This is a genomic window from Pantoea sp. ICBG 985 (assembly GCF_002928365.1).
Taxonomy (GTDB): Bacteria; Pseudomonadota; Gammaproteobacteria; order Enterobacterales; family Enterobacteriaceae; genus Pantoea; species Pantoea dispersa.
In genome coordinates this window covers 315,018-337,666 of record NZ_POWM01000003.1, presented here as the reverse complement: position 1 = coordinate 337,666, position 22,649 = coordinate 315,018, and the positions used below count along the sequence as shown (strand labels likewise).

Genomic DNA, 22,649 nt, shown 5'->3' with positions numbered 1-22,649 from the left:
GCTGAAAACAGAGGACAGTAATGAAAATCAAAAGTTATGCCGCACACAACGCCGGTGATGCGCTGGTACCGTACGAGTACGAAACCGGTCCGCTGGCGGCGGAAGAGGTGCTGGTTGAGGTCGATTACTGCGGTGTGTGCCATTCTGATTTGTCGATGATTGATAACGAGTGGGGCATTTCCTCTTATCCGGTCATTGCCGGTCACGAAGTGATTGGTCGCATCAGCGCACTCGGCGATGCGGCGCAGGACAAAGGATTGAAGGTCGGTCAGCGCGTGGGTATCGGCTGGACCGCGAAAAGCTGCCAGCACTGTGATGCCTGCATCAACGGCGAGCAGGTCAACTGTGAGAACGGTTCAGTGCCCACCATCATGAACAAAGGCGGTTTCGCCAGCCATCTGCGCTCCGACTGGCAGTGGGTGATTCCGCTGCCGGAATCCATGGACATTACCTCTGCCGGTCCGCTGCTGTGCGGCGGGATTACCGTGTTTAAACCGCTGCTGATGCACCATGTAACGGCTACCAGCCGCGTCGGCGTAATCGGTATTGGCGGCCTCGGCCATATGGCGATCAAACTGCTGCGCGCCATGGGTGCTGAAGTTACGGCGTTCAGTTCGAATGCCAGCAAAACCGAATCCATCAAAGCCATGGGCGCCGATCGTGTGGTCAACAGCCGCGATCCGCAGGCACTGAACGCGCTGGCCGGGCAATTTGATTTGATTATCAGCACCGTAGCCGTCGATCTGGACTGGCAGCCGTACTTCCAGGCGCTGGCTCCGCACGGTAAGTTCCACACCGTGGGCGCGGTGATGAAGCCATTTGAGGTGCCAGCGTTCAGTCTGATTCTGGGCGATCGCGCGGTAACAGGTTCTTCTACCGGTTCACCGGGCCAGCTGCGTAAGCTGATGCGTCTGGCGTCACGCGCCGATGTGGCACCGCAGGTGGAAGAGTTCCCGATGTCAAAAATCAATGAAGCGCTGGATCACGTACGCGCCGGTAAAGCTAATTACCGCGTGGTGCTGAAGGCCGATTTCTGAGTCGGATAACACGCTGACATTTGTCAGGCAAAACGGCGGATGGGGGATCATCCGCCGTTATTAACGCCTTATCCCTGCGAATCATCCTTTTCGCCGAGGAAGAAATACCACAGCGGAATTGACATCAGCGCGGTGAACACCGTGGTGTAAAGCGCGATCATAAAGCCCTGCGTCAGATACATGGTCAGCGTCCAGTGGCTGAACGGGATGCCGTATTGATCGATCACGCCGCCGATAATCGCATTGCTCATCACCGTACCGACAATCAGCGCCAGAATAAACAGCCCACGCAGGTAGTAACGCATCTCCTTGCGTTTCACCGTGAAGCGCGCCCGCACGATACCGAGCGGCGACTGCTGCGCGGCGAGAATTTCCGCTTCGCTCATCGGCGCCCGCTGTTGTCTGCGCCAGCGCAGTACATCCACCAGCACGAAGGCCAGCAGGCTGACGCCCATCACCGGCAGGGCATAACCGAGCGCCAGCGCCAGCATCAGGCAGACCCCTTTGGCATAGTGCGGCAGCGCCAGCCAGCTTGCGCTCAGGGTTTGCGCCGGGCTGGCCTGATCCAGCGCCGGGCGGCGCAGCCACCACATGCGATAACCCAGCACAATCATGCTGCACAAACCCAGGCCAAACAGTGCCAGCAACAGCTGATTAGGCCAGCCAAACAGCACGCCCATGTGCGCATCGACACCCCAGCGCGTCAGTTTTGCCACCAGCGGGAAGCGATCAAACCAGACGTGATCGACAATCGCGAAGCTGTGCGGATTCACGGACACCGCATCCACCTGGGTGGGCCAGCTGCGATCAATCTCGCTGACAGTCCAGGCTTTGCCCTCGCTTTTCGGCTGGCGCAGCTCCACTTTAGCCGCGCGGATGCCATCCTGACGTGCCGCCGCCAGCACGCGATCCCAGTCAGCGTCGGCGGCATTTGCCGGCAGTGACTTCGCCGGCTGCGCCGCCGGTTTCGCCATCGACGACATCGGCATGCTGGTCATGTCCATGTCCGGCATACTGCGGTGATCGGCGTGAGGATCGGCCGGCGCGGCGGGCGCATCACCGCTGAGCGCCGTATTCACCTGTGGCGTCAGCCAGTTAAGCTCGGTGCGCATCTTATCGATATTGCCACCTGCCCATTGTGACCAGGTGAGGCCGGTAACGGAGAAGAACAGCAGCCCGAGCATCAGCGTCAGCCCCAGCGTGATGTGCCAGTGCCGGGTGAAGGCAAACCCCTTTCGCACGGTTTTCAGCCGGCGTTTTGGTCGCGTGCCCAGCCACAGCAGCACGCCGCCGAGCGCGGCCACCCACAGCCAGCTCGCCGCCAGTTCGCTGTAGTTGCGACCAAAGTCACCGAGTAACAGGCTGCTGTGCAGCAGATCGAGCGTGGTGCGCAGCGGCAACACGCCGCTGGTGCCATACACCGTCATGTCGCCGGTTACTTTGAGGCTGTAGGGATCGATAAACACCGCGCGCGACTGCGACGGACCAAGTGTGGCATCGCTGAACTGTACGCGCGTGGTATCGCGCGCGGCGGGCGCAGGTCGAACCGCATAAATGTGCTGATTTTCGCCCGCATAGGCGCGTGCCGCGGCGATCTGCGCCGAGAGCGGTTGTGCATTGCCCTGCGGCTGCGCGGTGAGCGCATCAGCGTAGATCAGATTTTCCAGCTGCGGCGTCAGCACATAGAGCGTGCCGCTGAGCGCCGCCACGAAGATGAACGGCGCGACAAACAGGCCAATGTAAAAATGTAAGCGGCGTAGCAGATTAAGCACCGCGCCGCGCGGTGCTGCAGAGTGAACAGCAGACAAAGCCGTCTTCCTTCCTATAAGAGAATGTCAGGGCACAGCGCAGGCGTTGTACCGATTAATGAGATTCAGCAGGAAAGAAAAACCGGTGGCGCGCGCGGACGATGGGTACCGCTGAAGCGGCGCGGCCGGGGTGCCACCAGCGGCGGCAGCGGTGGGGCGCGCGAGATCACCAGCATCAGCCAGATGAACGGGATAAACACCCACATCATCATCGGAACATGCACCAGCAAATCACAATAGCCACAGGCAAATTCGCCGTCGTCCATGTTGTGATGCATCATGCCCGGCATCGCCATCTCCATCGGCATATCGTGATGGTGCATTGGCATGGCAGATGAAGGGCTGTGCGACGCCACGGGGTCAATGCGCGTTTGCCGCTCCAGCAGCGTTTTCGACACAATCGGCGCGACGAACAGCAGCAGCACCGCCACAATGGCGACGCAGGCGGTCAGGCGCTGGCGAAAGTGATAGGAAAACGTCATGGCAAATACTGAGTGCTTCAACAAATGAGGCCGAAGTGTAACGCGATTGCCGCACAAGGGTTAATAAAAGTGAGGCTGGGAGCGACAAAATTCGCACCTTTTGAAAAGGGTCACTTAACGTGGTGCGTTTGTTAACTTAATTGCAACCTGATGAGTACATTAGAGAAACACTATTTCTCATTGCTGAAGGATGAGCGGTGTCTGATGGCATAACCTGTCATTGCTCAGAATTTGTGGTCGCCATTAATGGCGACCCTACAAGGTATTGGCACTATTTGCACAGGGTGCGCATTGATCCGCACCGATATAAACAGGCCACTTGCAGCTTTATTACAAGGCGTCACGTCATTTATTGCGGCCTGTAGGCAGTTGCACGATTTACACATGACGGCGCATTGATACGGACCGTTGTAATCAGGTCACTTTCAACTTAATTGCAAGGCATAACGGCATCGATCGCAATCAGCAAGGAATTACGCGATTTTCGTAGGGTGCGCATTTATGCGCACCGATATAAACGGGCGGCTCGTTGTTTAACTCTTTTCATTTACAGGGAAGCCTCTCAGTATGAGCCGGGCCTTAAAATATCGATCGCCCCAGCCGCTCCGTGAGTTTCTCCAGCATGGCGGTGCCGGCCAGCGAGTTACCGGAATGATCCAGCGCCGGCGACCAGACGGCAATACTCATCTCACCGGGAATCACTGCGACAATCCCGCCGCCGACGCCGGATTTAGCTGGCATGCCCACGCGCCAGGCAAACTCACCGGCGCCGTCGTACATGCCGCTGGTCATCATCAGTGCGTTCACCTGCCGCGCCTGGCGTGCAGAGATCACCGCCCACTCATCATCCAGCGTGCGGCCGTGATTAGCGAGATAGAGAAACGTGCGCGCCAGTTCGCTGCAGCTCATCGCCAGCGAGCAGTAGTGAAAGTAGGTTTCCATGACTTTACTGACGTCATTATGAAAGTTGCCAAACGACTTCATCAGCCAGGCAATGGCGGCGTTACGTGCCGAGTGCTCATATTCAGAGCGCGCGACCGCACGGTCATACTGAATGTCCGGCTGCTGTGTCAGACGACGCACAAACTCCAGCATGCGCTGGCGTGGCGCGGTGAGTCGGCTTTCCAGCAAATCGCACATTACCAGCGCGCCGGCGTTAATGAATGGATTGCGCGGCTTTCCCTGTTCCAGTTCAAGCTGCACCAGAGAATTGAATGCCTGGCCGGATGGCTCTTTGCCCACGCGCTGCCAGATCTCGGCGTCCTCGTACAGCGTCAGCGCGACGGTAAGCGACAGGACTTTGGAGATGGACTGGATCGAGAAGCGCGTGCCTGCATCGCCGGCCTGATAGCTGCGTCCATCGGCGGTGGCAATGGCGATGCCCAGTTGATCGGCATCCACGCCGGCCAGCGCCGGGATGTAATCTGCCACTTTGCCCTGACGGGTGAGGGGGCGTACGTCCGTGATAATCTCTTCAAGCAATGCATTACTGAGTTCCGACACCTTGTGGCTCCGGGGTGACTAATCCTGGCGCGATCATGGTGATTTGCCGTCGGCGCGTCAATCCACCGCGCAAAATTCTGTGAGCATGCTGCAGCAAGCCTGCCACCGCATTGCGGATTTTCTGCCCGGTTTGTTGCGCCCGATCGCAACCCAGCCTGGCGCCTACGCCACATTGCGCGGCCTGAGGTAAAATTATGTTGCGAATGATTGAGTTACCGATCAGGCAATTTTGGTTATGCTAAGCCCCAACTCTTTCCGGCGCTGCCAATGCGCTCAACTGTTGTAATTGAGGATGACGATGTCTGCCTTACCTGATGCCACCGAGCCTGCCAACGCGATGCGCGCCGGGCGCTTTATGCTGCTGCAAAAACTGCTGCGACGCGATAAAACCCCGCTGGCACTGCTGCTGCTGGCCGCGCTGGTCGGTATCCTTACCGGGCTGGTGGGTGTGGCTTTCGATCGCGCGGTCAATTTTATTCTCCACCTGCGGATCGGCTGGCTGACAGAGCGTGCGGATAACCTGGCTATGGCGTTGCTGAGCGCGTTTTTTATTTCGGCGCTGCTGGGCGGCATCGGCTATTTTCTGGTGCGCCGCTTCGCGCCGGAGGCGGGAGGCTCGGGCATTCCGGAAATCGAGGGCGCGCTGGAAGAGCTGCGCCCGGTGCGCTGGTGGCGCGTGCTGCCGGTTAAATTTATCGGCGGCATGGGCGCGCTGGGCTCTGGCATGGTGCTGGGACGCGAAGGACCCACGGTACAGATTGGCGGCAACATCGGCGGTATGTGCCTCGATCTGTTTCGCGTGCGCGATTCCGAATCGCGTCATACGCTGCTGGCGACCGGTGCGGCGGCGGGGCTTTCGGCGGCGTTCAACGCGCCGCTGGCCGGCATTTTGTTCATTATCGAAGAGATGCGCCCGCAGTTTCGCTATAGCCTGATATCGATAAAAGCGGTGTTTGTTGGCGTGATCATGTCGAGCATTGTCTTTCGCGTGCTCAACGGTAACGAAGCCATCATTAATATCGGTCAGCTGCGTGACGCGCCCACTGAGACACTGTGGCTCTATCTGGTGCTGGGTGTGCTGTTTGGCGGCTGCGGCGTGGCGTTCAACCGGCTGATATTTCTCGCACAGGACCAGTTTCAGCGCCTGCATCTCGGACGTACCGGGCGCTGGGTGCTGTTCGGTAGCCTGCTGGCCGGACTGTGCGGCGTGCTGGGTTTACTGCTGCCGCAGGCGGTGAGCGGCGGAACGACGCTGATTCCGGAGTTCGCTACCGGGCACTATGGCGCGCTGGCGCTGTTTGCTCTCTTCGCGCTGCGCACGCTGGTCACCATTTGCTGCTTCTCTTCAGGCGCGCCGGGCGGCATTTTTGCGCCCATGCTGACGCTGGGCACGCTGCTGGGCACCTGCTTTGGTCAGTTGAGCGCCGACTGGTTCCCGCATTATCAGCTGGAAGCCGCCACCTTTGCTGTCGCCGGGATGGGCGCGCTGTTCGCCGCCTCGGTGCGCGCGCCGCTTACTGGCATCGTGCTGGTGCTGGAGATGACCAATAACTATCAACTGATTCTGCCGATGATCATCACCTGCCTGGGCGCAACGCTGGTGGCGCAGTTCTTTGGTGGCAAACCGCTCTATTCCTCAATCCTGGCGCGCACCCTGGCCAAAGCACAGCTCACTAACCGCGCCAGCGCCCGGACGGATTAGGGATTATCCCGGCTTATCGAAGCGCGACTCAAGCCGGGTGGAAAGATATCACCTCACGCCCGGCTTTTAACCCATCTGATGCGCTGGCTGAGGCTCCAGAGCATCAGTGCGGCGAGGGCGATGCTGCCGAGCACGGCGAAAGCGACCTGATAAGACCAGGCGGCGGCGATGCTGCCGGTCAGTGCCGGGCTGCATGCCGCGCCCACGCCCTGCATCAGCATGACGAAACTCTGGCCGGCATTGGTGTGTCCGCTGCCGTCAAGCACGCTGACGATATAGCCTGGTACTGCCACGCCCAGCAGCCCGGCGGCCAGACCATCAAGAATCTGTACCGGTACCATCGCATAGGTGCCATCGAACAGGGAGGCGATGCCGGCACGCACCGGCAGCACCACCAGCGCGAGGGTAATCAGCAACGGGAAACCGAGGCGGCTGGCGTTTCGGGCGGCGAATAACGCCACGGGAATCATCACGCATTGCGAAATCACCACGGTTGCAGCGGTATAAACACCGGGGCTGAGCTGTCCGCTGTGCGTTGCCGCCGCGCGAATGCCCAGCATCGGCAACAGCGCGGCGTTGCCGAGGTGAAACAGCAGCAGCGTCAGGCCGGTAATCAGCAGCACCGGATTGCGCAGCAGGGCAGAGAAACCCGGAAGCTCTGCGGCCTGCTGTCCGGCACCGCCGCGCGCCGCGCGGTCATCGATCGCGTTATGCTGAATGGCGGCCACGGCAAAACATGCGCACAGTGCCATCGCGGTCATCAGGATAAAAACCGCATCGGTGCCCCACAGCCAGACGGCAAACCCGGCAAACAGCGCGGCAGTCATATTGCCGCCATGATTGAACGCCTCGTTTCTACCCATCTGCTGGCTGAACCCCTGAGAGCCGGTCAGGCCGAGGGTGACGCCGGTCAGTAACGGGGCAATAAGCGCGGCCGCGAGACCGGTAACCACCTGCGAGCCAACCACCACTCCACCGTATGGAAACCACCACAGCATCAGGGTGGCCAGCGTAATGAGCAGTGAGGCCAGAATCAGCAGCCCTTTTTTATGGTGTGTGGCATCGGTTGCCAGACCCGCCGGCAGCGTAGCCAGCAGACCGGCTAAACCGCCGGCAGTCATCGCCCAGCCAATATCATCCGCTCTCCAGCCATGCTCGGTAAGAAAGATCCCCAGGAAAGGGCCGAGTCCATCCCGCACATCGGCCATGAAAAAATTGACCAGACACAACGCCTGGAGAGACCGCAAAGCAGCGGGATGCGCTATCGGATTTGCATTCATGTTGTGATGAAGAAAGAGTGGAGGATGGTGACAAGCATAGAGCAGCAATGTGACATCGTAAATTAGCGCAGCGCGATTGGCGCACCGCTCGTACTGCGCTATACATCGCCCGCCGACTCAAGGATAATTTGCTGTCTTACGCCCTTACAGAGATAAGCAATGCTGGAAAATCATCCGTCGCGTGACGCCATCAGGCTGGAGAATGTGCTGGCCGCGCTGGGCAATCCGATGCGCATGGCGGTCGTCGCGCTGCTGGCACAGGGGGAGGAGCGCAGCTGCGGTTCGCTGCTGCAAGGCGTATCCAAATCAACCTTAACCCATCACTGGCGGGTACTGCGTGACAGCGGCGTAATCTGGCAAAAACCCTCTGGCCGCGAGAATCTGCTGTCACTGCGGCGCGACGATCTGGACGCGCGCTTTCCCGGTCTGCTTGATGCGCTGCTCAGCGCCGCCGTTGACGATGCCGCCACCCGAAGCGCGCTGCAGGCTTTTCAGCACGCGGAGTAGCGCCCTTTTCGCCGGAGCGGCTGCAATTGCAACAGCCTGGCGACAGCGGCTGCTGCATCCGCAACAGACATTCCTCATCCTCTCATTCAGTTAGCCCGTAAATCAGGCGTTTAATCTCTGCCAGGAACTGGCACGCTCACTGCATAGCCTCTTATAGCCAAAAACATTAATGAAGATAATTTTCCGTTAATCCAGCTATAAGAAGTCTCAGGAGAAACCTATGTCACAGGTAAAACCGCTGCAGTTTGCTTACTGGGTGCCTAATGTTTCAGGTGGTTTAGTCATCAGTCAGATCGAGCAGCGCACGCGCTGGGACGCGGAGTACAACCGTGAACTGGCGAAAATCGCTGAACGCGCCGGCTTCGATTATGCCCTGACGCAGATTCGTTTCACCGCCGGCTATGGCGCGGATAATCAGCACGAATCAGTCACCTTCTCTCAGGATCTGCTGAGCCACACCACAAAACTTAAAGTGATTGCCGCGCTGCTGCCGGGGCCGTGGAACCCGACGCTGGCGGCGAAGCAGATCGCTACCATCAGCCATCTGTACGGTCCGCGCATCGCGGTGAACATTGTCAGCGGCTGGTTTCGCGGCGAGTTCAAAGCGATTGGTGAACCCTGGCTCGATCACGAAGAGCGCTATCTGCGTTCGGAAGAGTTTATTCGCTGCCTGCGCGGCATCTGGCGTGAAAGCAGCTTCAGCTTCGCCGGAGATTTTTATCGCTTCCGCGACTACGCGCTCAAGCCTAAACCACTCGATCCGCTGCCGGAAATTTTTCAGGGCGGCAGCTCGCGCGCCGCGCGGGACATGGCGTCACGAGTGTCTGACTGGTACTTCACCAACGGCAACACGCCGCAGGGCGTACGCCAGCAGGTGGACGATATCCGTGCCAAAGCCGCCGTCAATCAGCACGCCGTTAAAATCGGCCTGAATGGTTTTGTCATCGCCCGCGAGAGCGAACAGGAAGCCCAGGCGGTGCTGCAGGAGATCATCGCCAAAGCCAATCCGGATGCGGTGAAAGGCTTCCAGCATGAGGTGAAAAATGCCGGCAGCGCGTCGCCGGAAGGCGAGGGCAACTGGGCCAAATCCTCCTTCGAGGATCTGGTGCAATACAACGACGGTTTCAAAACCAATCTGATTGGCACCCCGCAGCAAATTGCTGAGCGCATCATGGAGCAGAAACGCGCTGGCGTGGATTTACTGCTGCTGGCGTTTCTGCATTTCCATGAAGAGGTGGAGTTCTTTGGGCGGGAAGTTATCCCACGCGTGCGCGAACTGGAACGACAGGAGGCGCTTAACGCCGTCACGGTCTGAGGTCAGATAGCGCGGTCGCGTCCGGCCAGCAGCGCCATCGCCATTTGCAGCGCGCTTACCGCCAACAGCATCAGCAGCGGGAGCTGCCAGCTGCCGCTGACATCATGCAGCATGCCGAAGCACAGCGGCCCCAGCGCCGCCAGCCCGTACCCCACGCACTGCGCCATGCCGGAGAGTTTCGAGGCCTGGCGATGGTCCCGGGTGCGTAAATTAAACAGTGACAGGCTGATCAGCAGCGAGGCGCCCGCACCGAGGCCTGCCAGAATCAGCCACAATAGCGACCATGCGGGTGCCAGCAGCAGGCCGGTCAGCGCGATGAAGATCGACAGCGAAGCCAGCAGCCCGATCAGACGCTGATCGCGCAGCTGCTTCAGCGCCCGCATACAGGCCAGATTGGAGGCGATCGCCACAATTTGATAGACGAACAACATGCCGCCCGCCTGCAGCTGACTGATGCCATTATCCTGTGCGAACGGGGTAAACCAGCCAATCAGGGTATAAAACAGCAGCGACTGGCTGGCCATGAACAGCGACACCTGCCAGCCGATCGCGGAACGCCACGGCGAACGCGTTACGGTGACCTCTGTCGCGCGCTGCTCACGCGTCGCGGGATTTTTCAGCTGCGGCAGCCACGCCAGCAGCGCGACCAGCGCCGGAATCAGCCAGACCGCCAGCGACAGACGCCAGCCGGCGCTGCTCAATTCGGCCAGCGGCACGGCCACGCCGGAAGCGATGCTGGCGGTGATGCCCATGGTCATGGCATACAGCCCGATATAACGCGCGGTGTGCGCGGTGTAATCCCGCTTAATCAGCGGCGGCAGCAGGACGTTGGCCGCCGCGATCCCGCTGCTGAGAATCAGCGTCCCCAGCCACAGTGCCGTTTCGCTGCCGCTGATTCGCAGCAGTGAACCCAGGACGATCAGGAGTAACGCCCCCCACAGACTGCGCTCCAGGCCAAAGCGATTGCCAAACCAGGCGGCTGGCGGTGCCAGCGTGGCGAACATCAGCAGCGGTAAAAAGTTAATCACGCCGGCAGCGCTGGCGCTCAGGCCAAATGTCAGGCGAATATTTTCCAGTACCGGCCCGGTGGCGGTGATGGGCGTGCGTAAGTTGGCGGCGGTGAGTAACAGCAGCAGCAGGAAAAAGCCGGAACGACGCAGGGCAGAATCAGCAGATAAAGCGGTATGGGACATGTTTGCGCACCATAGAAATGAGGCAGAAAGTCTCTGCATATGGTGCGTTGATTGACGTTAACGCGTACGCAGCAGCCTTTACCGCTGAACCGCTGGCTATACTAACCAGCTGTTAAATCGATGTAAAGCAGACCCACCCGGCCGCCATGCAGGATAATCTTCTTGCCGCTTTGCTTGTCTGACGGTGACAGCACGCGTCTGTGACCTGGCTGGTATTTACGCTGCCGGTGCGTTTTTTTGCCGGAGACTTGCGCCTTTCGCTATCCACGTCCACCTTTATACTCTCACTCTTCGCAAATGGACCAATGATGCTCTGGTTATGGAATGCGCTTATCCTGCTGGCTACCGTGATACTGATGGAGATCGTCGCGGCGCTGTCGCATAAATACATTATGCATGGCTGGGGATGGGGCTGGCATTTGTCGCATCATGAACCGCATGAGAGCAAATTTGAGCTCAACGACCTGTATGCCGTGGTGTTTGCGCTGTTGTCGATTGGCCTGATTTGGCTGGGTGTCAACGGTGTCTGGCCGCTGCAGTGGATTGGCGCTGGCATGACGACTTATGGCGCGCTCTATTTTATGGTGCATGACGGTCTGGTCCATCAGCGCTGGCCGTTCCGCTATATTCCACGCAAAGGCTATCTGAAACGATTGTATATGGCGCACCGCATGCATCATGCGGTGCGGGGACGGGAAGGCTGCGTTTCCTTTGGCTTTCTTTACGCCCCGCCGCTGCACAAGCTGCAGGCGACGCTGCGCCAGCGCCATGGGCGTCGTGTCAACGCGGACGCTGCCACAGACCGGCAGGACGCGCCTGGGGATGAGCAAGGCGCGAAGTAAGCGCGACGCCGGCACCTTTCACCAGCAGCGCCAGCTTTTCGCCTTTACTGGTGCGCTGGCGCGCATCCCATGCCCGGGCACCGGCATGCTGCACTTTTACGCCAATTTCCCGGTAAACGCCGCGCGCGGTGGCGATCGCCCACGCCGAACGGAGCGGCAATCCGGGCAGCCCGCTGCGCGCTGACTGATAGTACGGCTCGGCCTCGTGCACCAGACGCGCTGCCAGCGGGGCCAGCGCTGCGCGATGTTGCGGATCGGCGAGCTGGGCGGCGCTTAGTCCGGCCTCATCCAGCCAGCTTTGTGGCAGATAGCAACGGCCATTCTCCGCGTCCTCAACGATATCCCGTGCGATATTGGTCAGCTGAAACGCCAGACCCAAATCACAGGCGTGATCGAGTACGCGCTCATCACGTACGCCCATCACGCGCGCCATCATTAACCCCACCACGCCGGCCACGTGATAGCAGTAACGCAGCGTGTCCCCGAAACACGCGTAACGTTCTTCACGCGCATCCATCGCAAACCCTTCCAGATGATCAAACGCCAGCTGCTGGGGAAGCTGATGCGTCAGCGCCACTTCCTGAAAGGCACGAAACGCCGGTTCATCCATGTGGGCACCGCTGTAGGCGCGGCGGGTTTCGATTTGCAGGTGGCGCATCCGCGCCTGTGCATCCGCTACCGCGTGCTGCGTGCCTCCTTCGCCCAGCGTCTGACCATCTATCACATCGTCACAGTGACGACACCATGCGTACAGCATCAGCGTACTGCGGCGCGTTGGAGGATCAAACAGCCGGGTGGCGCTGGCGAAACTTTTGGAGCCCTGCGCCATGGTTTGCGTGACCTGCTCAATCAGCGGCGGTTGGTTCATCCGGTCAGATCCTCCACCATCAGCTGGGCGGTCGCTTTCGCGGAGCCGATCACGCCTGGCACACCGGCACCGGGATGCGTGCCAGCCCCCACCAGATAAAGGTTAGTGATGTCGGCATCTCGGTTATGCGGCCGGAACCAGGCGCTTTGCGTCAAAATGGGTTCGAGCGAAAACGCTGAGCCCTGATGCGCGTGCAGCGTGTCGCGAAAATCAAACGGCGTAAACATACGGTGTGTCACTAACTGCTGTCGCAGACCCGGCATATAGTGCTCCTCCAGATAAGCAAAAATGCGATCGCGCAAGCGCGGTCCTTCCTGTTGCCAGTCAATTGCGGCGGTACCGAGATGCGGCACCGGCGCCAGCACGTAAAAACTGCCGCAGCCTGCCGGTGCCAGCGACGGATCGCTGGAGCAGGGCGCGTGCAGATACAGCGAGAAATCTTCCGCCAGCTGGCTGCTATTGAAGATCTCATCGATCAATTCACGATAGCGCGGACCAAAGCACACGGTGTGGTGCGCCAGCTGCGGGTGGGCATGATTAAGACCAAAATAGAGAACAAACAGCGAGTTGCTCATCCGCTTGCGCTTCAGCGTCGCCGCGCGTTTACGCGCCGCAGGGTGCTGGCTCAACAGGCGATCGTAGGTATGCACCACGTCAGCATTTGACGCAACGGCGGCGGCGGCAAAACGGCGCCCATCTTTCAGCTGGACACCGCTGATGCGGTTACCCTCGGTCTCCAGCTGGCTGACTTCGGCGTTGAGCAGCAGTTCACCGCCCAAATCGCGAAACAGCCGCGCCATGCCATCAACCAGCGCACCGGTACCGCCGCGCGGAAACCACACGCCCCATTCGCGCTCCAGTGCGTGAATTAAGGTATAGATCGAAGACGTTGCAAAAGGATTACCGCCGACCAGCAAAGAGTGAAAGGAAAAAGCCTGGCGCAGATGATCGTCCTGAATAAATTTCGCCACCATGCTGTAGACACTGCGCCAGGCCTGCAGCCGACCCAGCTGTGGCCCGGCACGCAGCATGTCGCGGAAATGCAGAAAAGGCACAGTGCCAAGTTTCAGATAGCCCTCACGAAACACATCCTGTGAATAGGCCAGAAACTGGCGGTAACCGGCGACATCCTGTGGGTTAAAAGTAGCAATCTGCTGCTCCAGCTGCGCCTGATTGTTGTCGTAGTCCAGCTGCCTGCCGTCCTCCCAGCATAGGCGATAAAATGGCGTCACCGGCATCAGGTCGACATAATCACTGAGTTGCTTGCCTGCCAGCGTAAACAGCGCCTCGATAGCGCTGGGATCGGTAATCACCGTCGGACCGGCATCAAAGGTAAACCCCTGATCCTGATAAACATAGGCGCGCCCGCCGGGCTTATCGCGCTGTTCCAGCAGCGTGACCGGCACGCCGGCCGCTTGCAGACGAATCGCCAGCGCCAGGCCACCGAAGCCTGCGCCAATCACATAGGTGCGTTTCATTATTTCTTCCCTGGTAACGGAGAGGTCATCATCAATGCGCGCAGCGCTTCGCCGAGAGGGACCGGCGGTTTGCCGCACAGAATGCGTGCTTTATCGCTGAGGCGCAGTTGCCCGGCGTAAAAGCGGCTAATCAATCCGGCGTCAAGCCGGTAAAAACGCTGCATCACGCGCCAGCGCTGTTCAGGCCGTCCGGCAAGAAACAGCATGCGATTCAACAGACGGAAAAAGCGCTGCTCGCGCCAGTGCTGACGGGCAAAGGATTCGATGCAGTGGCTCAGCGTGTGGGCATCGGCGGGCAGCGTGCTGGCAATCTTCTCCGCCAGCGCCACCGCGGCGGGTAGCGAGTAACCGGTAGTGGCGTGAAACAGTCCGGCGCGCAGCCCGCTGCACGGTTGTCCGTGCTGTTGTTGCCAGAACTGATCGATATCGCCGCTGAGCGTGATCGGCAGCGAGCCGTGCTCCTCGCGCAGCAGCTGGCGCAGATTCCAGCCGCGCTGGTGGGCATAATCCGTAATGTGCCGGCGCGCCTGTGCAGCATCCAGCGTGGCATGGTTGATGTAGTGGGTATCTTCAATCAGTAAACGGCTGGCACTGAGCGGCAGGGTGTAAACAAAGCGATAACCCTGCTGCTGATCGACACTGGCGTCCATCAATATTGGCTGCTGCAGGCCATGCGGCGCGGCCAGCTGCCACTCCTGACCGACAAATGCCTGATAGCCGAGCTGCAGATGCGGTGTCGGCTGCAGCCCGCGTCCGTCAATCACCACCTGCGCCTGTAACATCCCGCCATCCGCCAGTCTGACTCCGGTGGGTGAGACCTCGCTGACCGGCGCTGCGGTGCGTAGCGCGGTACCGAGCACCTGCTGTAAGTGCCGGGCAAAATCCTCCGAGGCAATGGAGCAATATTCACCATCCAGCTGGCGACGCAGGGTGGGGAAGCGTACCTGATAACCGGGCCAGCGCGCCGAAAGCAGCGGTTCGAGCCAGCGAAACTGCGCTTCGCTGACATCTTCGCGATGGAACGACCAGGTATGATTGCCGGCCGGCTGCGCCTGACTCTCCAGCAGCAAAACCTTAAGTGCGGGCTGCAGCTGGCGTAAACGCAGCGCAATCAGCCCGTTGGCCAGGCCGGCACCGACCAGAATGACATCATAAGGTGCACGCATCAGGTGGCCTCAGCCAGCACGATTTGCTGCTGACACAGCGCCTGCTCGACAATATCCGCCGCGCGCGTACAGCCACCGGCCCGCTGCAGCTGCGCCTGAATGGCTGACATGCGCAGACGATAGCGATCGTCACTCAGCAACTGTTGCAGGTGTTGCTCCAGTTGCGCGACGCGGCTGAAGCGTGAGGCGCGCCGGCCGACGCCGTGCCACTCAATACGTGCCGCCACGCCGGGCTGATCGAAGGCGATCGGCAGCGCCAGCATCGGCGTGCCACACTCCAGCGCTTCCAGCGCACTGTTCAGACCGGCGTGAGTGATAAACAGTTGCGCATGCTGCAGCGCCGCCCGCTGATCCACAAAATCGGTCACCCACGCAGCACCGGCCAGTCTGAGCTGATGTGCCTGGCTGGCGGTCAACCCGCCACAGTGTGCCACCACCAGCGACAGCTGCTGATTGCGGCAGGCCTGAGCCAGATGCAGAAACAGGCGAAAACGATGCCCCTGTAGCGTGCCTAGCGAGGCATACACCACCGGCTGGCGCAGCGCTGGCCAGGGTGCGGCGAGCGCGCCGCTAGCAACTGGAGTCCGCAGCGGACCCACGCTGTGATAGCAGGCTGGCAGTTGCTGGCGTGGAAAATCAAAAGCGGGCACCAGCTGACTGATTTGCGCCAGCGGCGACAGACACTGATGTAAGCCATGGCGTTCGGGCAGGCCGAAGGCGCGCGCATGACGAGCGATGACAGCGCCATGACGACGCATGATGCGGTCGTAGATATCACTGCTGGCCTGATAGCGCTGCAGCGCTTTCTCATCCTGAGCAAAGCGAAAGGGCATTACCGCCAGCGGAATGGCCGCTTCACGATTGACCGGCAGCGCGCAGGCCACCGACACGAACGGCAGCTGTAACGCCTCTGCCACCAGACCGCCAGCCGCTTCCATTTGGTCGGCAATCACGCCATCGACCTGCAGGCGTTTCAGCACCGCGGGCAGTTCGCGGCACAGCATATCGGTGGTGCTGGCCAGATCGTGAATCACGCGAAACAGCGACAGCCCACCCGGTGCGGCCAGCCGCCTGAGTTCGCTGGAGAGCGATCCGGCAGGATGCGTGCGCTCGCCGACGGCCACAAAGGCAATACGCTCGTCGCTCAGCAAGGTGCGTGCGTCGCTTTGCTGGATAAAGGTGATGCGGTGTCCGCGCGCCAGCAGCGTTTGCGCCAGCGCCTGCAATGCGTGAAAGTGGCTGTAGAGCGGTGGCGCAATAACGGCAAAATGCCCCATAGGTATGACCGGCTTCAGTTAAACATCGCCAGCTGTTGATTAAACAGGGCGTGCATATATTGACGGGTGGCGACACCGCGATGGCAGGCGCAGGCAAGGTGTGCATCGGCGCTGCTTAGATGGTCGCGCAGACGACGTTCAGCCCCTTCCGGGCCCAGCATCTGCACCAGCGTGGATTTGCCCTGATCCTGATGACAGTCCTTGCCGGTGTGTTTAGAGCCATCTGCCAGGTCGTCCAGTAACTGGAATGCCTGACCTAAATCCTGCGCAAAATAGCTTAAACGCTGACGCACCTGCACTGACGCATCGGCCGCAATCGCCGCCATTTGCAGCGTGGCGCGAAACAGGACGCTGGTTTTCAGTTCGTTGGTCAGGGTGATGGCTTCCGGACTGCGGCTGTGTGCGCCGTCATGCAGATCCTGGAACTGACCCTGAACCAAGCCCTGCAGGCCCACGGCAGAGGAGAGCTCGGCAATGGCTTCGGCTTTGTGCGTTGCCGGCAGACCCGGCGCGAGTGCAATCACCTCAAAGGCGCGGCTGAGTAGCGCGACCGCTGCCAGGATCGCCACGTTTTCCCCAAATTCACAGTGGATTGCCGGGCGCCCACGTCGCATCCGGGCGTTATCCATTGATGGAATGTCGTCAAGGATCAGTGATGCGGCGTGCACCATTTCGACCGCACAGGCAAGATCAAGGATACCCTGCTGCGCCACGTCACAGCCCATATCGCGTGCTGCCAGCAGCAGCAAGAGCGGACGAATACGTTTGCCCGGTGCCAGCGTGCCGGCACGCATCGCGGCCCGAACGCGATCGGCCTGCTGCCCGGCAGGCAATAAATGTTCAAGATGAGCCTGCAATGCGTGATGCAACTGAAGGAGATCGCTTTCCTGGCTTGCTGTGGTATCGACATGGGCGGTCATAGCGGCTTTCCATGGTTAGTTAAATTCTTGTGCTTTTTCAATTAACCGTAGACCCGGTAAGGGGAGTGCGCCAGCGAGCGAAGCGACTTTAACGCACCGTCACGCTTTTTTTATTTATTGAATAATCTGAGAAGTAATTCCTATGACCCTCAGGCCAGTTTTCGCTGCGGTGACTGCTATGATGACGGGCAATCAGAGGAGACAGCTATGACGACGCAAAAAGTGGCGATAATCGGTGCGGGTGTGATCGGCCTCGCCGTGGCGTGGGCGCTGGCAAGGCAGGGCGCGCAGGTGACCCTCTTTGACCGGCAACACATGGGCGCGGGCACCAGCAGCACCACATTTGCCTGGGTGAACTCCAACGGCAAACAGCCTGCCAGCTATCACCGCCTCAATGCGCTGGCGATGGAGGAGCATATCCGGCTGCAGCTGACGCAGACCAATGGCGTGCGCTGGCTGGAACCTTGTGGCACCTGGGAGTGGGCCGGCGCGGGTGAAGCCGAACAGCAACTGCAGCAGCGTGCCACCTCATTACAGGCCGCTGGCTATGCGGCACGGCAAAGGACGCTGGCCGAGCTGCAGCAGGAAATTCCTGAACTGCGCGCGTCTGCGGTACACGGCAGCATCTGGCATTTTCCAACGGAATCAGTGCTCTATCCGGCGCTGTATCTGGCACGGCTGTGGTCAGAGGCGCAGGCGCACGGCGCGGTACTGCATCAGCATCAGGCGATTCAGCACATTAGTGAAAATGCGGAAGGCGTGACGGTGCAGCTGGAGCAGGGTGAGCAGTGGCAGGGCGACCGGCTGGTGCTGGCGACCGGACGCTGGGCCAATCAGCTGCTGCATACGCTTGGTCTGGAACTGGCGCTGATTGACACCAGCAAGCCTGATGCGGTGGCCTGCAGCTTTCTGGCGCGCACCGCACCACAGCCGTTATCGCTTGGCACCAACCTGATTTCTCCGCAGCTGAACGTGCGCCCGGACGGCGGCGGGCGGTTACTGTTACAGGCGCTGGATCTCGATCACCTGGCCGATCCGGACGCGCCGCCGTCGACTCATGGCGCCATCGCCGATCAGTTTCGTGAGCGCTACCGGGCGCTGTTTGCCACGGCTGGTGCGTTGCAGATCGAGCAGATTGTCGTCGGGCAGCGGGCGCGTCCGGCTGATGGCTTGCCGGCGCTGGGCTTTGTCACCCCGCATCAGCGCGTGTATGTCGCGGTGACGCACAGCGGCGTCACGCTGTCACCGCTGATTGGCCGGCTGGTGGCAGAAGAACTGATCGGCGACGGTCCCAGCGACCTGCTGAAAGAGTTCCGGCCACAACGGCTGATCGGCAAAACCGCCAGCGCGTTTGCACCGATTCAGCGAAACTTTCCGGCGGCACAGTGAGCGAAGCGATGGCGCAGACCACAGGGTAGCGGGTTGATTAATTTTTAACCTGAATTAAGGCGTAGGCTGATCGCGATCAAAAAAACATCTGCCGGGATGCTCAACCATGGAAGGCGAAACATAAGCCAAATGGAGGTGAGTATGCGTACCACCCTGATGACGCTGCTGCAGATGGCGCATTACCTTGATATCCCCTGTACCACGCTGGCGCGTGCTATGTGTAATCGTGGCACGCTGGAAAAATTGCCGCTGCCGGCGGCGGTTGATGACAGCCTGCCGCTCTCCTCTCGCTGCTGGTCACGCGAAGAGGTCAGGCAGTTTCGCCATCGGCTCCAGCGCCGCTGCCATCAGCGCTAAGCGAATCCAGCCGGTCGTCATGACCGGCTGAATATCAGGCAGCGACACCATTTGGCCGTGCAGCGACATGACCGGCCCACAGACTGGCAATCCACTTCACGCCTTTCGCGGTGAATCGTGCCTGTGAAAAAGCATGCTGGTTTTCACCCATTCCGCTGCGCAGTGCAAAATAGCCAGCCTGCAGATGGTGCTGCTGTGGCGTCAGCGCACCTTTGTCACGGTACATAATGTTGCGTTCAAGCAGAAACTGCCGAAACTCCGGCTCTTTCACCTTGAGCATTTTGCACAGCTGGCGAAAGCCCAGCGACTCATGCACATCAACAAAGCGATCAAAGAATTCTGCCTTTGGGGCCGTCAGCGCCAGTTGCTGTTCCGCCGCACGGCGTTGCTCAAACTGTTCTGCCCAGGCACGGGCCGCTTCCGCCGGATTGGTGAAGTCGGGCAGATGGGTGAATTCTTCCCGCTCCTGCCAGCGGTCCAGCAGTTCGGCGGTAAAGCCGGGGGAAAGACGAGCAACCGCCAGCAGCGAGTCACGTTTATTCAGCTGGAACTCCTGACGTGTCTCACCTTCATGCTCGTAATGATTCACCGTGACAGGCTGGGAAAGGCGCTGCGCGGTTTCCAGGCTTTTAATCAGGCGCTTCACTTCGCCATGCGTGATGCCGGTTATTCTGGCAATTTCACGGCTGCTCATCAGCAGAGTTGCGTTGAGAGCAGCAAGACTTTCCGTTGAGATCATCATCAGTATCACCTCTTACAAACGTGGAACAGTCCATCAGACTGCTGGATAAGTATACAATATACTGTTTGCATATCCAGTATTATTTTTAGCCGTTACTGTAAGAAATGCCTCTCTGCGAGATATCGCACAAAGCGCAACTGCGCCGGACCCCGCTCTGCACCTGATACCGATACGCTTGCCTATTCGACTATTACTACCAGGCTTAAGCGATTCAGGTTAAATAAAGACAGCCTTTCGTTACGCTTATTTATGAGGAGCTGATTATGAAAGCGTTAACTTATCATGGCCCACATCGGGTGCGCGTTGAAACTGTTCCTGACCCGATTTTAGAGCAGCCGGACGACATTATTTTACGCGTCACCGCGACGGCAATTTGCGGCTCCGACTTACATCTTTATCGCGGGAAAATTCCCGGTACCGATCACGGTGATATATTTGGTCACGAATTTATGGGTGAAGTGGTGGAAGCGGGGAGTGAGGTTACCAATGTGAAAATTGGCGATCGCGTTGTGGTGCCCTTTGTTATTGCCTGTGGCGACTGTTTCTTTTGTCATCTGCATCAGTATGCGGCCTGTGAAAATACCAATAGCGGGCGCGGTGCTATTTTAAACAAGAAAAATATTACCCCGCCTGCAGCGTTATTTGGCTACAGCAAACTGTACGGCGGCGTGCCGGGCGGCCAGGCGGAATATGTGCGGGTACCAAAAGCCAATGTCGGGCCGTTTAAAGTGCCGCTGGCGCTACCGGATGAAAAAGTACTGTTTCTCTCCGATATCCTGCCCACCGCCTGGCAGGCAGTGCAAAATGCCGGACTGGATAAAGGCTCCAGCGTCGCCATTTTTGGCGCCGGCCCGGTCGGGTTACTGAGCGCCGCCTGCGCGCGCCTGGTTGGGGCGGAAGAGATCTTTATGATTGACCACAACGCTTATCGACTGGAGTTTGCCCGCCAGCGTTATGGGGTTACGCCGATCAATTTTGACGAAATCGACGATCCTGCTGGCTGGATCATTGATCATACCCAGGGCCACCGGGGCGTTGATGCGGTAATCGATGCGGTAGGTTTTGAAGCCAAGGGCAGCCTGACGGAAACGGTGATGAGTAATCTGAAGCTGGAGGGCAGCAGCGGGAAGGCGCTGCGGCAGTGCATTGCGGCGGTGCGCCGTGGAGGTGTGGTCAGCGTGCCGGGCGTGTATGCCGGCTTTATCCACGGCTTCCTGTTTGGCGATGCATTCGATAAAGGACTGACGTTTAAAATGGGCCAGACGCATGTGCAGGCTTATTTACCGCGCCTGCTGTCGCTGATTGAGCAAGGGCTGCTGACGCCGGAAGAGATTGTGACGCACCATATGCCGCTGGAAGAGGCCGCGCGCGGCTATGAAATCTTTGAAAAACGCAAAGAGGATTGCCGCAAAGTGATTCTGGTGCCCGGTATGGCCAGTACCACACCGGCGGCCTGAGTGCTGACAGGCTGCCTGACGGCAGCCTGCTTCTGTGGCTTAACGCACGATATCTTCATCGCGGTCGTTGAGCTCGGGTAGTGCAATTTGCCGTGAGGGCGCGTTGTCGAGCCGATCGCCATAATCAGCACTGACATCGGGCAGGCTGGTAAACTGGCCATCGACGAACAAAAAGCTCAGGTGTTTTTCCACCTCGGCCAGTAATTCGTCCACTTCCTGCTCCGTTTCTCCCCCGGCATCTTTACCATCCAGCTGCCAGCGATAACGATCGCCCACTCTTTCCGCACCGCCAATATCAACGATATGGCCGTCGATATTTTCCACCAGTAAACGCTGACGGGAAAAATAGAGTAAATAGGGCATCCGATCGCGATTGTTTTCTGACATAACATAACTCCTTCATGACGTTACCACGGTTAGCGCAGAAAATAATAGCGAAACGCAAATACTGCCCAATATACCGCGTTCAGACCTAAATAAGCCCAGCACCCCCAATAAGCCACAGGCTCGCGACGGGTGCGCAGTTTAGGTAAGAAAGCCAGTAAATAACCGGCTGCAGCAATAAGCGAAACGAAATAAAGTAGTTTCATGCGCTCTCCTGAATTTATTATCGTCTGATAAGCATAGTCAGGATAAATAAGGTTGGGGATAGCGCAGGACATTCTTATCGGTGGCGATGGCAAAGATAACGGACGTCAGCCAATCAGCGCTTTAGCTTTAGCGCGAATCTCACTCAGTTCCTCGGCGGTCACATGGCTTTTTTTCACCACTTTTCTGGCGCGCCAGTCGATGGAGGTGACCTGATCGGCCAGCGCCACACTATCACGGCTACCGGTAAGGGAAACTTCGAAAGGATAGCCTTTGACCTGGGTGGTACACGGGACGCACAACAACATGCCGACCTTGTTGTTATAGGCAAAGGGACTCAGCACAACCGCAGGACGATGGCCGCCCTGTTCATGGCCAAGGGTGGGATCAAAATCCAGCCAGATGAGATCGCCTGCATCGGGAACAAAACGTGACACCATCAGATTCTTTCCTTGCCCACTGAAGGTCCAAAATCAATTTTATCATGGACGTTATCGTCGGTGATCTCGTCCAGCAGAGCGTCCAGTGAATACACCTTTTCCCTGAGCGGCACAAGGATCAGCTTGCCATCTTCAACGCTGAGTTCCAGTTTATCGTCCACGCTGAGCGACGCGGATTGCATCACGCTGGATGGGATGCGAATCGAGGGACTGTTGCCCCATTTCTTTAAGGTGACGGTCGTCATAACAGGCCTCCGAAGGATGTGTATACATTGTATAGCCGTGATGATGTCGATAC

General features: G+C 59.0%; 23 protein-coding genes. 8 read left to right on the top strand and 15 right to left on the bottom strand.

Annotated elements, in window-relative coordinates:
* Positions 1-20 precede the first annotated feature (20 nt).
* Positions 21-1,037, top strand: coding sequence for an NAD(P)-dependent alcohol dehydrogenase (locus C1Y42_RS10995; protein ID WP_104093434.1), 1,017 nt, complete (start codon positions 21-23; stop codon positions 1,035-1,037).
* 68 nt (positions 1,038-1,105) lie between these two features.
* Here the strand turns inward: C1Y42_RS10995 and C1Y42_RS10990 are convergent, their stop codons facing one another.
* The 3 genes from C1Y42_RS10990 to glsB all read right to left on the bottom strand — a co-directional run bounded on the left by C1Y42_RS10990 (position 1,106) and on the right by glsB (position 4,830).
* A complete protein-coding gene (locus tag C1Y42_RS10990) occupies positions 1,106-2,845 on the bottom strand; it encodes a DUF2534 family protein (protein WP_104093433.1) in 1,740 nt (579 codons plus the stop codon).
* 65 nt (positions 2,846-2,910) lie between these two features.
* Positions 2,911-3,327, bottom strand: a complete 417-nt coding sequence (locus C1Y42_RS10985) for a DUF2946 domain-containing protein (RefSeq protein WP_104093432.1) — start codon at positions 3,325-3,327, stop codon at positions 2,911-2,913.
* A gap of 579 nt (positions 3,328-3,906) precedes the next feature.
* A complete protein-coding gene (gene glsB / locus C1Y42_RS10980; RefSeq protein WP_104093431.1) occupies positions 3,907-4,830 on the bottom strand; it encodes a glutaminase B in 924 nt (307 codons plus the stop codon).
* A gap of 298 nt (positions 4,831-5,128) precedes the next feature.
* Here glsB and clcA point away from each other — a divergent pair, with 298 nt between their 5' ends.
* Complete coding sequence (gene clcA / locus C1Y42_RS10975; RefSeq protein WP_104093430.1) at positions 5,129-6,532, top strand: H(+)/Cl(-) exchange transporter ClcA; 1,404 nt, start codon at positions 5,129-5,131, stop codon at positions 6,530-6,532.
* Positions 6,533-6,585: 53 nt separating this feature from the next.
* On the opposite strand, the gene C1Y42_RS10970 is transcribed toward clcA, so the two are convergent.
* Positions 6,586-7,812, bottom strand: a complete 1,227-nt coding sequence (locus C1Y42_RS10970) for an MFS transporter (RefSeq protein ID WP_104093429.1) — start codon at positions 7,810-7,812, stop codon at positions 6,586-6,588.
* 159 nt (positions 7,813-7,971) lie between these two features.
* On the opposite strand from C1Y42_RS10970, the gene C1Y42_RS10965 reads away from it, so the two are divergent.
* Positions 7,972-8,319, top strand: a complete 348-nt coding sequence (locus C1Y42_RS10965; protein ID WP_104093428.1) for a helix-turn-helix transcriptional regulator — start codon at positions 7,972-7,974, stop codon at positions 8,317-8,319.
* A gap of 220 nt (positions 8,320-8,539) precedes the next feature.
* A complete protein-coding gene (gene sfnG, locus C1Y42_RS10960) occupies positions 8,540-9,634 on the top strand; it encodes a dimethylsulfone monooxygenase SfnG (RefSeq protein ID WP_021508881.1) in 1,095 nt (364 codons plus the stop codon).
* Positions 9,635-9,636: 2 nt separating this feature from the next.
* On the opposite strand, the gene C1Y42_RS10955 is transcribed toward sfnG, so the two are convergent.
* A complete protein-coding gene (locus C1Y42_RS10955) occupies positions 9,637-10,827 on the bottom strand; it encodes an MFS transporter (RefSeq protein WP_104093427.1) in 1,191 nt (396 codons plus the stop codon).
* 308 nt (positions 10,828-11,135) lie between these two features.
* Between C1Y42_RS10955 and C1Y42_RS10950 the strand changes: the two genes are divergently transcribed.
* On the top strand, positions 11,136-11,669 hold the full coding sequence (locus C1Y42_RS10950; RefSeq protein ID WP_022547228.1) for a sterol desaturase family protein: 534 nt from the start codon (positions 11,136-11,138) through the stop codon (positions 11,667-11,669).
* Here C1Y42_RS10950 and crtB read toward each other — a convergent pair.
* From crtB to C1Y42_RS10925, 5 genes are read right to left on the bottom strand one after another with little or no spacing between them, the layout of a single operon-like run.
* The gene (gene crtB, locus C1Y42_RS10945; protein WP_104093426.1) at positions 11,608-12,537 is read right to left on the bottom strand and encodes a 15-cis-phytoene synthase CrtB; all 930 of its coding nucleotides are present in this window, start codon (positions 12,535-12,537) and stop codon (positions 11,608-11,610) included. The two genes, C1Y42_RS10950 and crtB, sit on opposite strands and share 62 nt — an antisense overlap.
* Entirely contained in the window at positions 12,534-14,015 is a 1,482-nt protein-coding gene (locus tag C1Y42_RS10940) for a phytoene desaturase (protein WP_058770350.1), read from the bottom strand. Before C1Y42_RS10940 ends, crtB begins: the two co-directional genes overlap by 4 nt.
* Positions 14,015-15,181, bottom strand: a complete 1,167-nt coding sequence (gene crtY / locus C1Y42_RS10935; protein ID WP_058781043.1) for a lycopene beta-cyclase CrtY — start codon at positions 15,179-15,181, stop codon at positions 14,015-14,017. Before crtY ends, C1Y42_RS10940 begins: the two co-directional genes overlap by 1 nt.
* Positions 15,181-16,458, bottom strand: coding sequence for a glycosyltransferase (locus C1Y42_RS10930; protein WP_104093425.1), 1,278 nt, complete (start codon positions 16,456-16,458; stop codon positions 15,181-15,183). Before C1Y42_RS10930 ends, crtY begins: the two co-directional genes overlap by 1 nt.
* A gap of 14 nt (positions 16,459-16,472) precedes the next feature.
* Positions 16,473-17,378 (bottom strand): polyprenyl synthetase family protein, encoded by a 906-nt coding sequence (locus C1Y42_RS10925; protein WP_104093424.1) that lies wholly within the window; start codon positions 17,376-17,378, stop codon positions 16,473-16,475.
* A gap of 117 nt (positions 17,379-17,495) precedes the next feature.
* On the opposite strand from C1Y42_RS10925, the gene C1Y42_RS10920 reads away from it, so the two are divergent.
* Positions 17,496-18,767 (top strand): NAD(P)/FAD-dependent oxidoreductase, encoded by a 1,272-nt coding sequence (locus C1Y42_RS10920; RefSeq protein ID WP_370445690.1) that lies wholly within the window; start codon positions 17,496-17,498, stop codon positions 18,765-18,767.
* 141 nt (positions 18,768-18,908) lie between these two features.
* The gene (locus tag C1Y42_RS10915) at positions 18,909-19,124 is read left to right on the top strand and encodes a hypothetical protein (RefSeq protein ID WP_199188979.1); all 216 of its coding nucleotides are present in this window, start codon (positions 18,909-18,911) and stop codon (positions 19,122-19,124) included.
* Positions 19,125-19,158: 34 nt separating this feature from the next.
* On the opposite strand, the gene C1Y42_RS10910 is transcribed toward C1Y42_RS10915, so the two are convergent.
* Positions 19,159-19,866 (bottom strand): phage antirepressor KilAC domain-containing protein, encoded by a 708-nt coding sequence (locus C1Y42_RS10910; RefSeq protein ID WP_199188978.1) that lies wholly within the window; start codon positions 19,864-19,866, stop codon positions 19,159-19,161.
* A gap of 263 nt (positions 19,867-20,129) precedes the next feature.
* Here C1Y42_RS10910 and C1Y42_RS10905 point away from each other — a divergent pair, with 263 nt between their 5' ends.
* The gene (locus tag C1Y42_RS10905) at positions 20,130-21,323 is read left to right on the top strand and encodes a zinc-dependent alcohol dehydrogenase (RefSeq protein ID WP_058781047.1); all 1,194 of its coding nucleotides are present in this window, start codon (positions 20,130-20,132) and stop codon (positions 21,321-21,323) included.
* Positions 21,324-21,362: 39 nt separating this feature from the next.
* Here C1Y42_RS10905 and C1Y42_RS10900 read toward each other — a convergent pair whose 3' ends face one another.
* From C1Y42_RS10900 to C1Y42_RS10890, 4 genes are all read right to left on the bottom strand, one after another.
* Complete coding sequence (locus tag C1Y42_RS10900) at positions 21,363-21,710, bottom strand: hypothetical protein (protein WP_021508894.1); 348 nt, start codon at positions 21,708-21,710, stop codon at positions 21,363-21,365.
* A 29-nt stretch (positions 21,711-21,739) separates the two neighbouring features.
* Positions 21,740-21,913: a hypothetical protein gene (locus C1Y42_RS23745; RefSeq protein ID WP_021508895.1), complete on the bottom strand. Its 174-nt coding sequence runs from the start codon at positions 21,911-21,913 to the stop codon at positions 21,740-21,742.
* 105 nt (positions 21,914-22,018) lie between these two features.
* Positions 22,019-22,351, bottom strand: coding sequence for an endoribonuclease MazF (mazF, locus tag C1Y42_RS10895; protein WP_058770345.1), 333 nt, complete (start codon positions 22,349-22,351; stop codon positions 22,019-22,021).
* Positions 22,351-22,596 carry an AbrB/MazE/SpoVT family DNA-binding domain-containing protein gene (locus C1Y42_RS10890; RefSeq protein ID WP_058770344.1) on the bottom strand — a complete coding sequence of 82 codons (246 nt, stop codon included), beginning with the start codon at positions 22,594-22,596 and terminating at the stop codon, positions 22,351-22,353. The genes mazF and C1Y42_RS10890 overlap by 1 nt, the downstream gene beginning before the upstream one ends.
* Between the last annotated feature and the right edge of the window lie 53 nt (positions 22,597-22,649).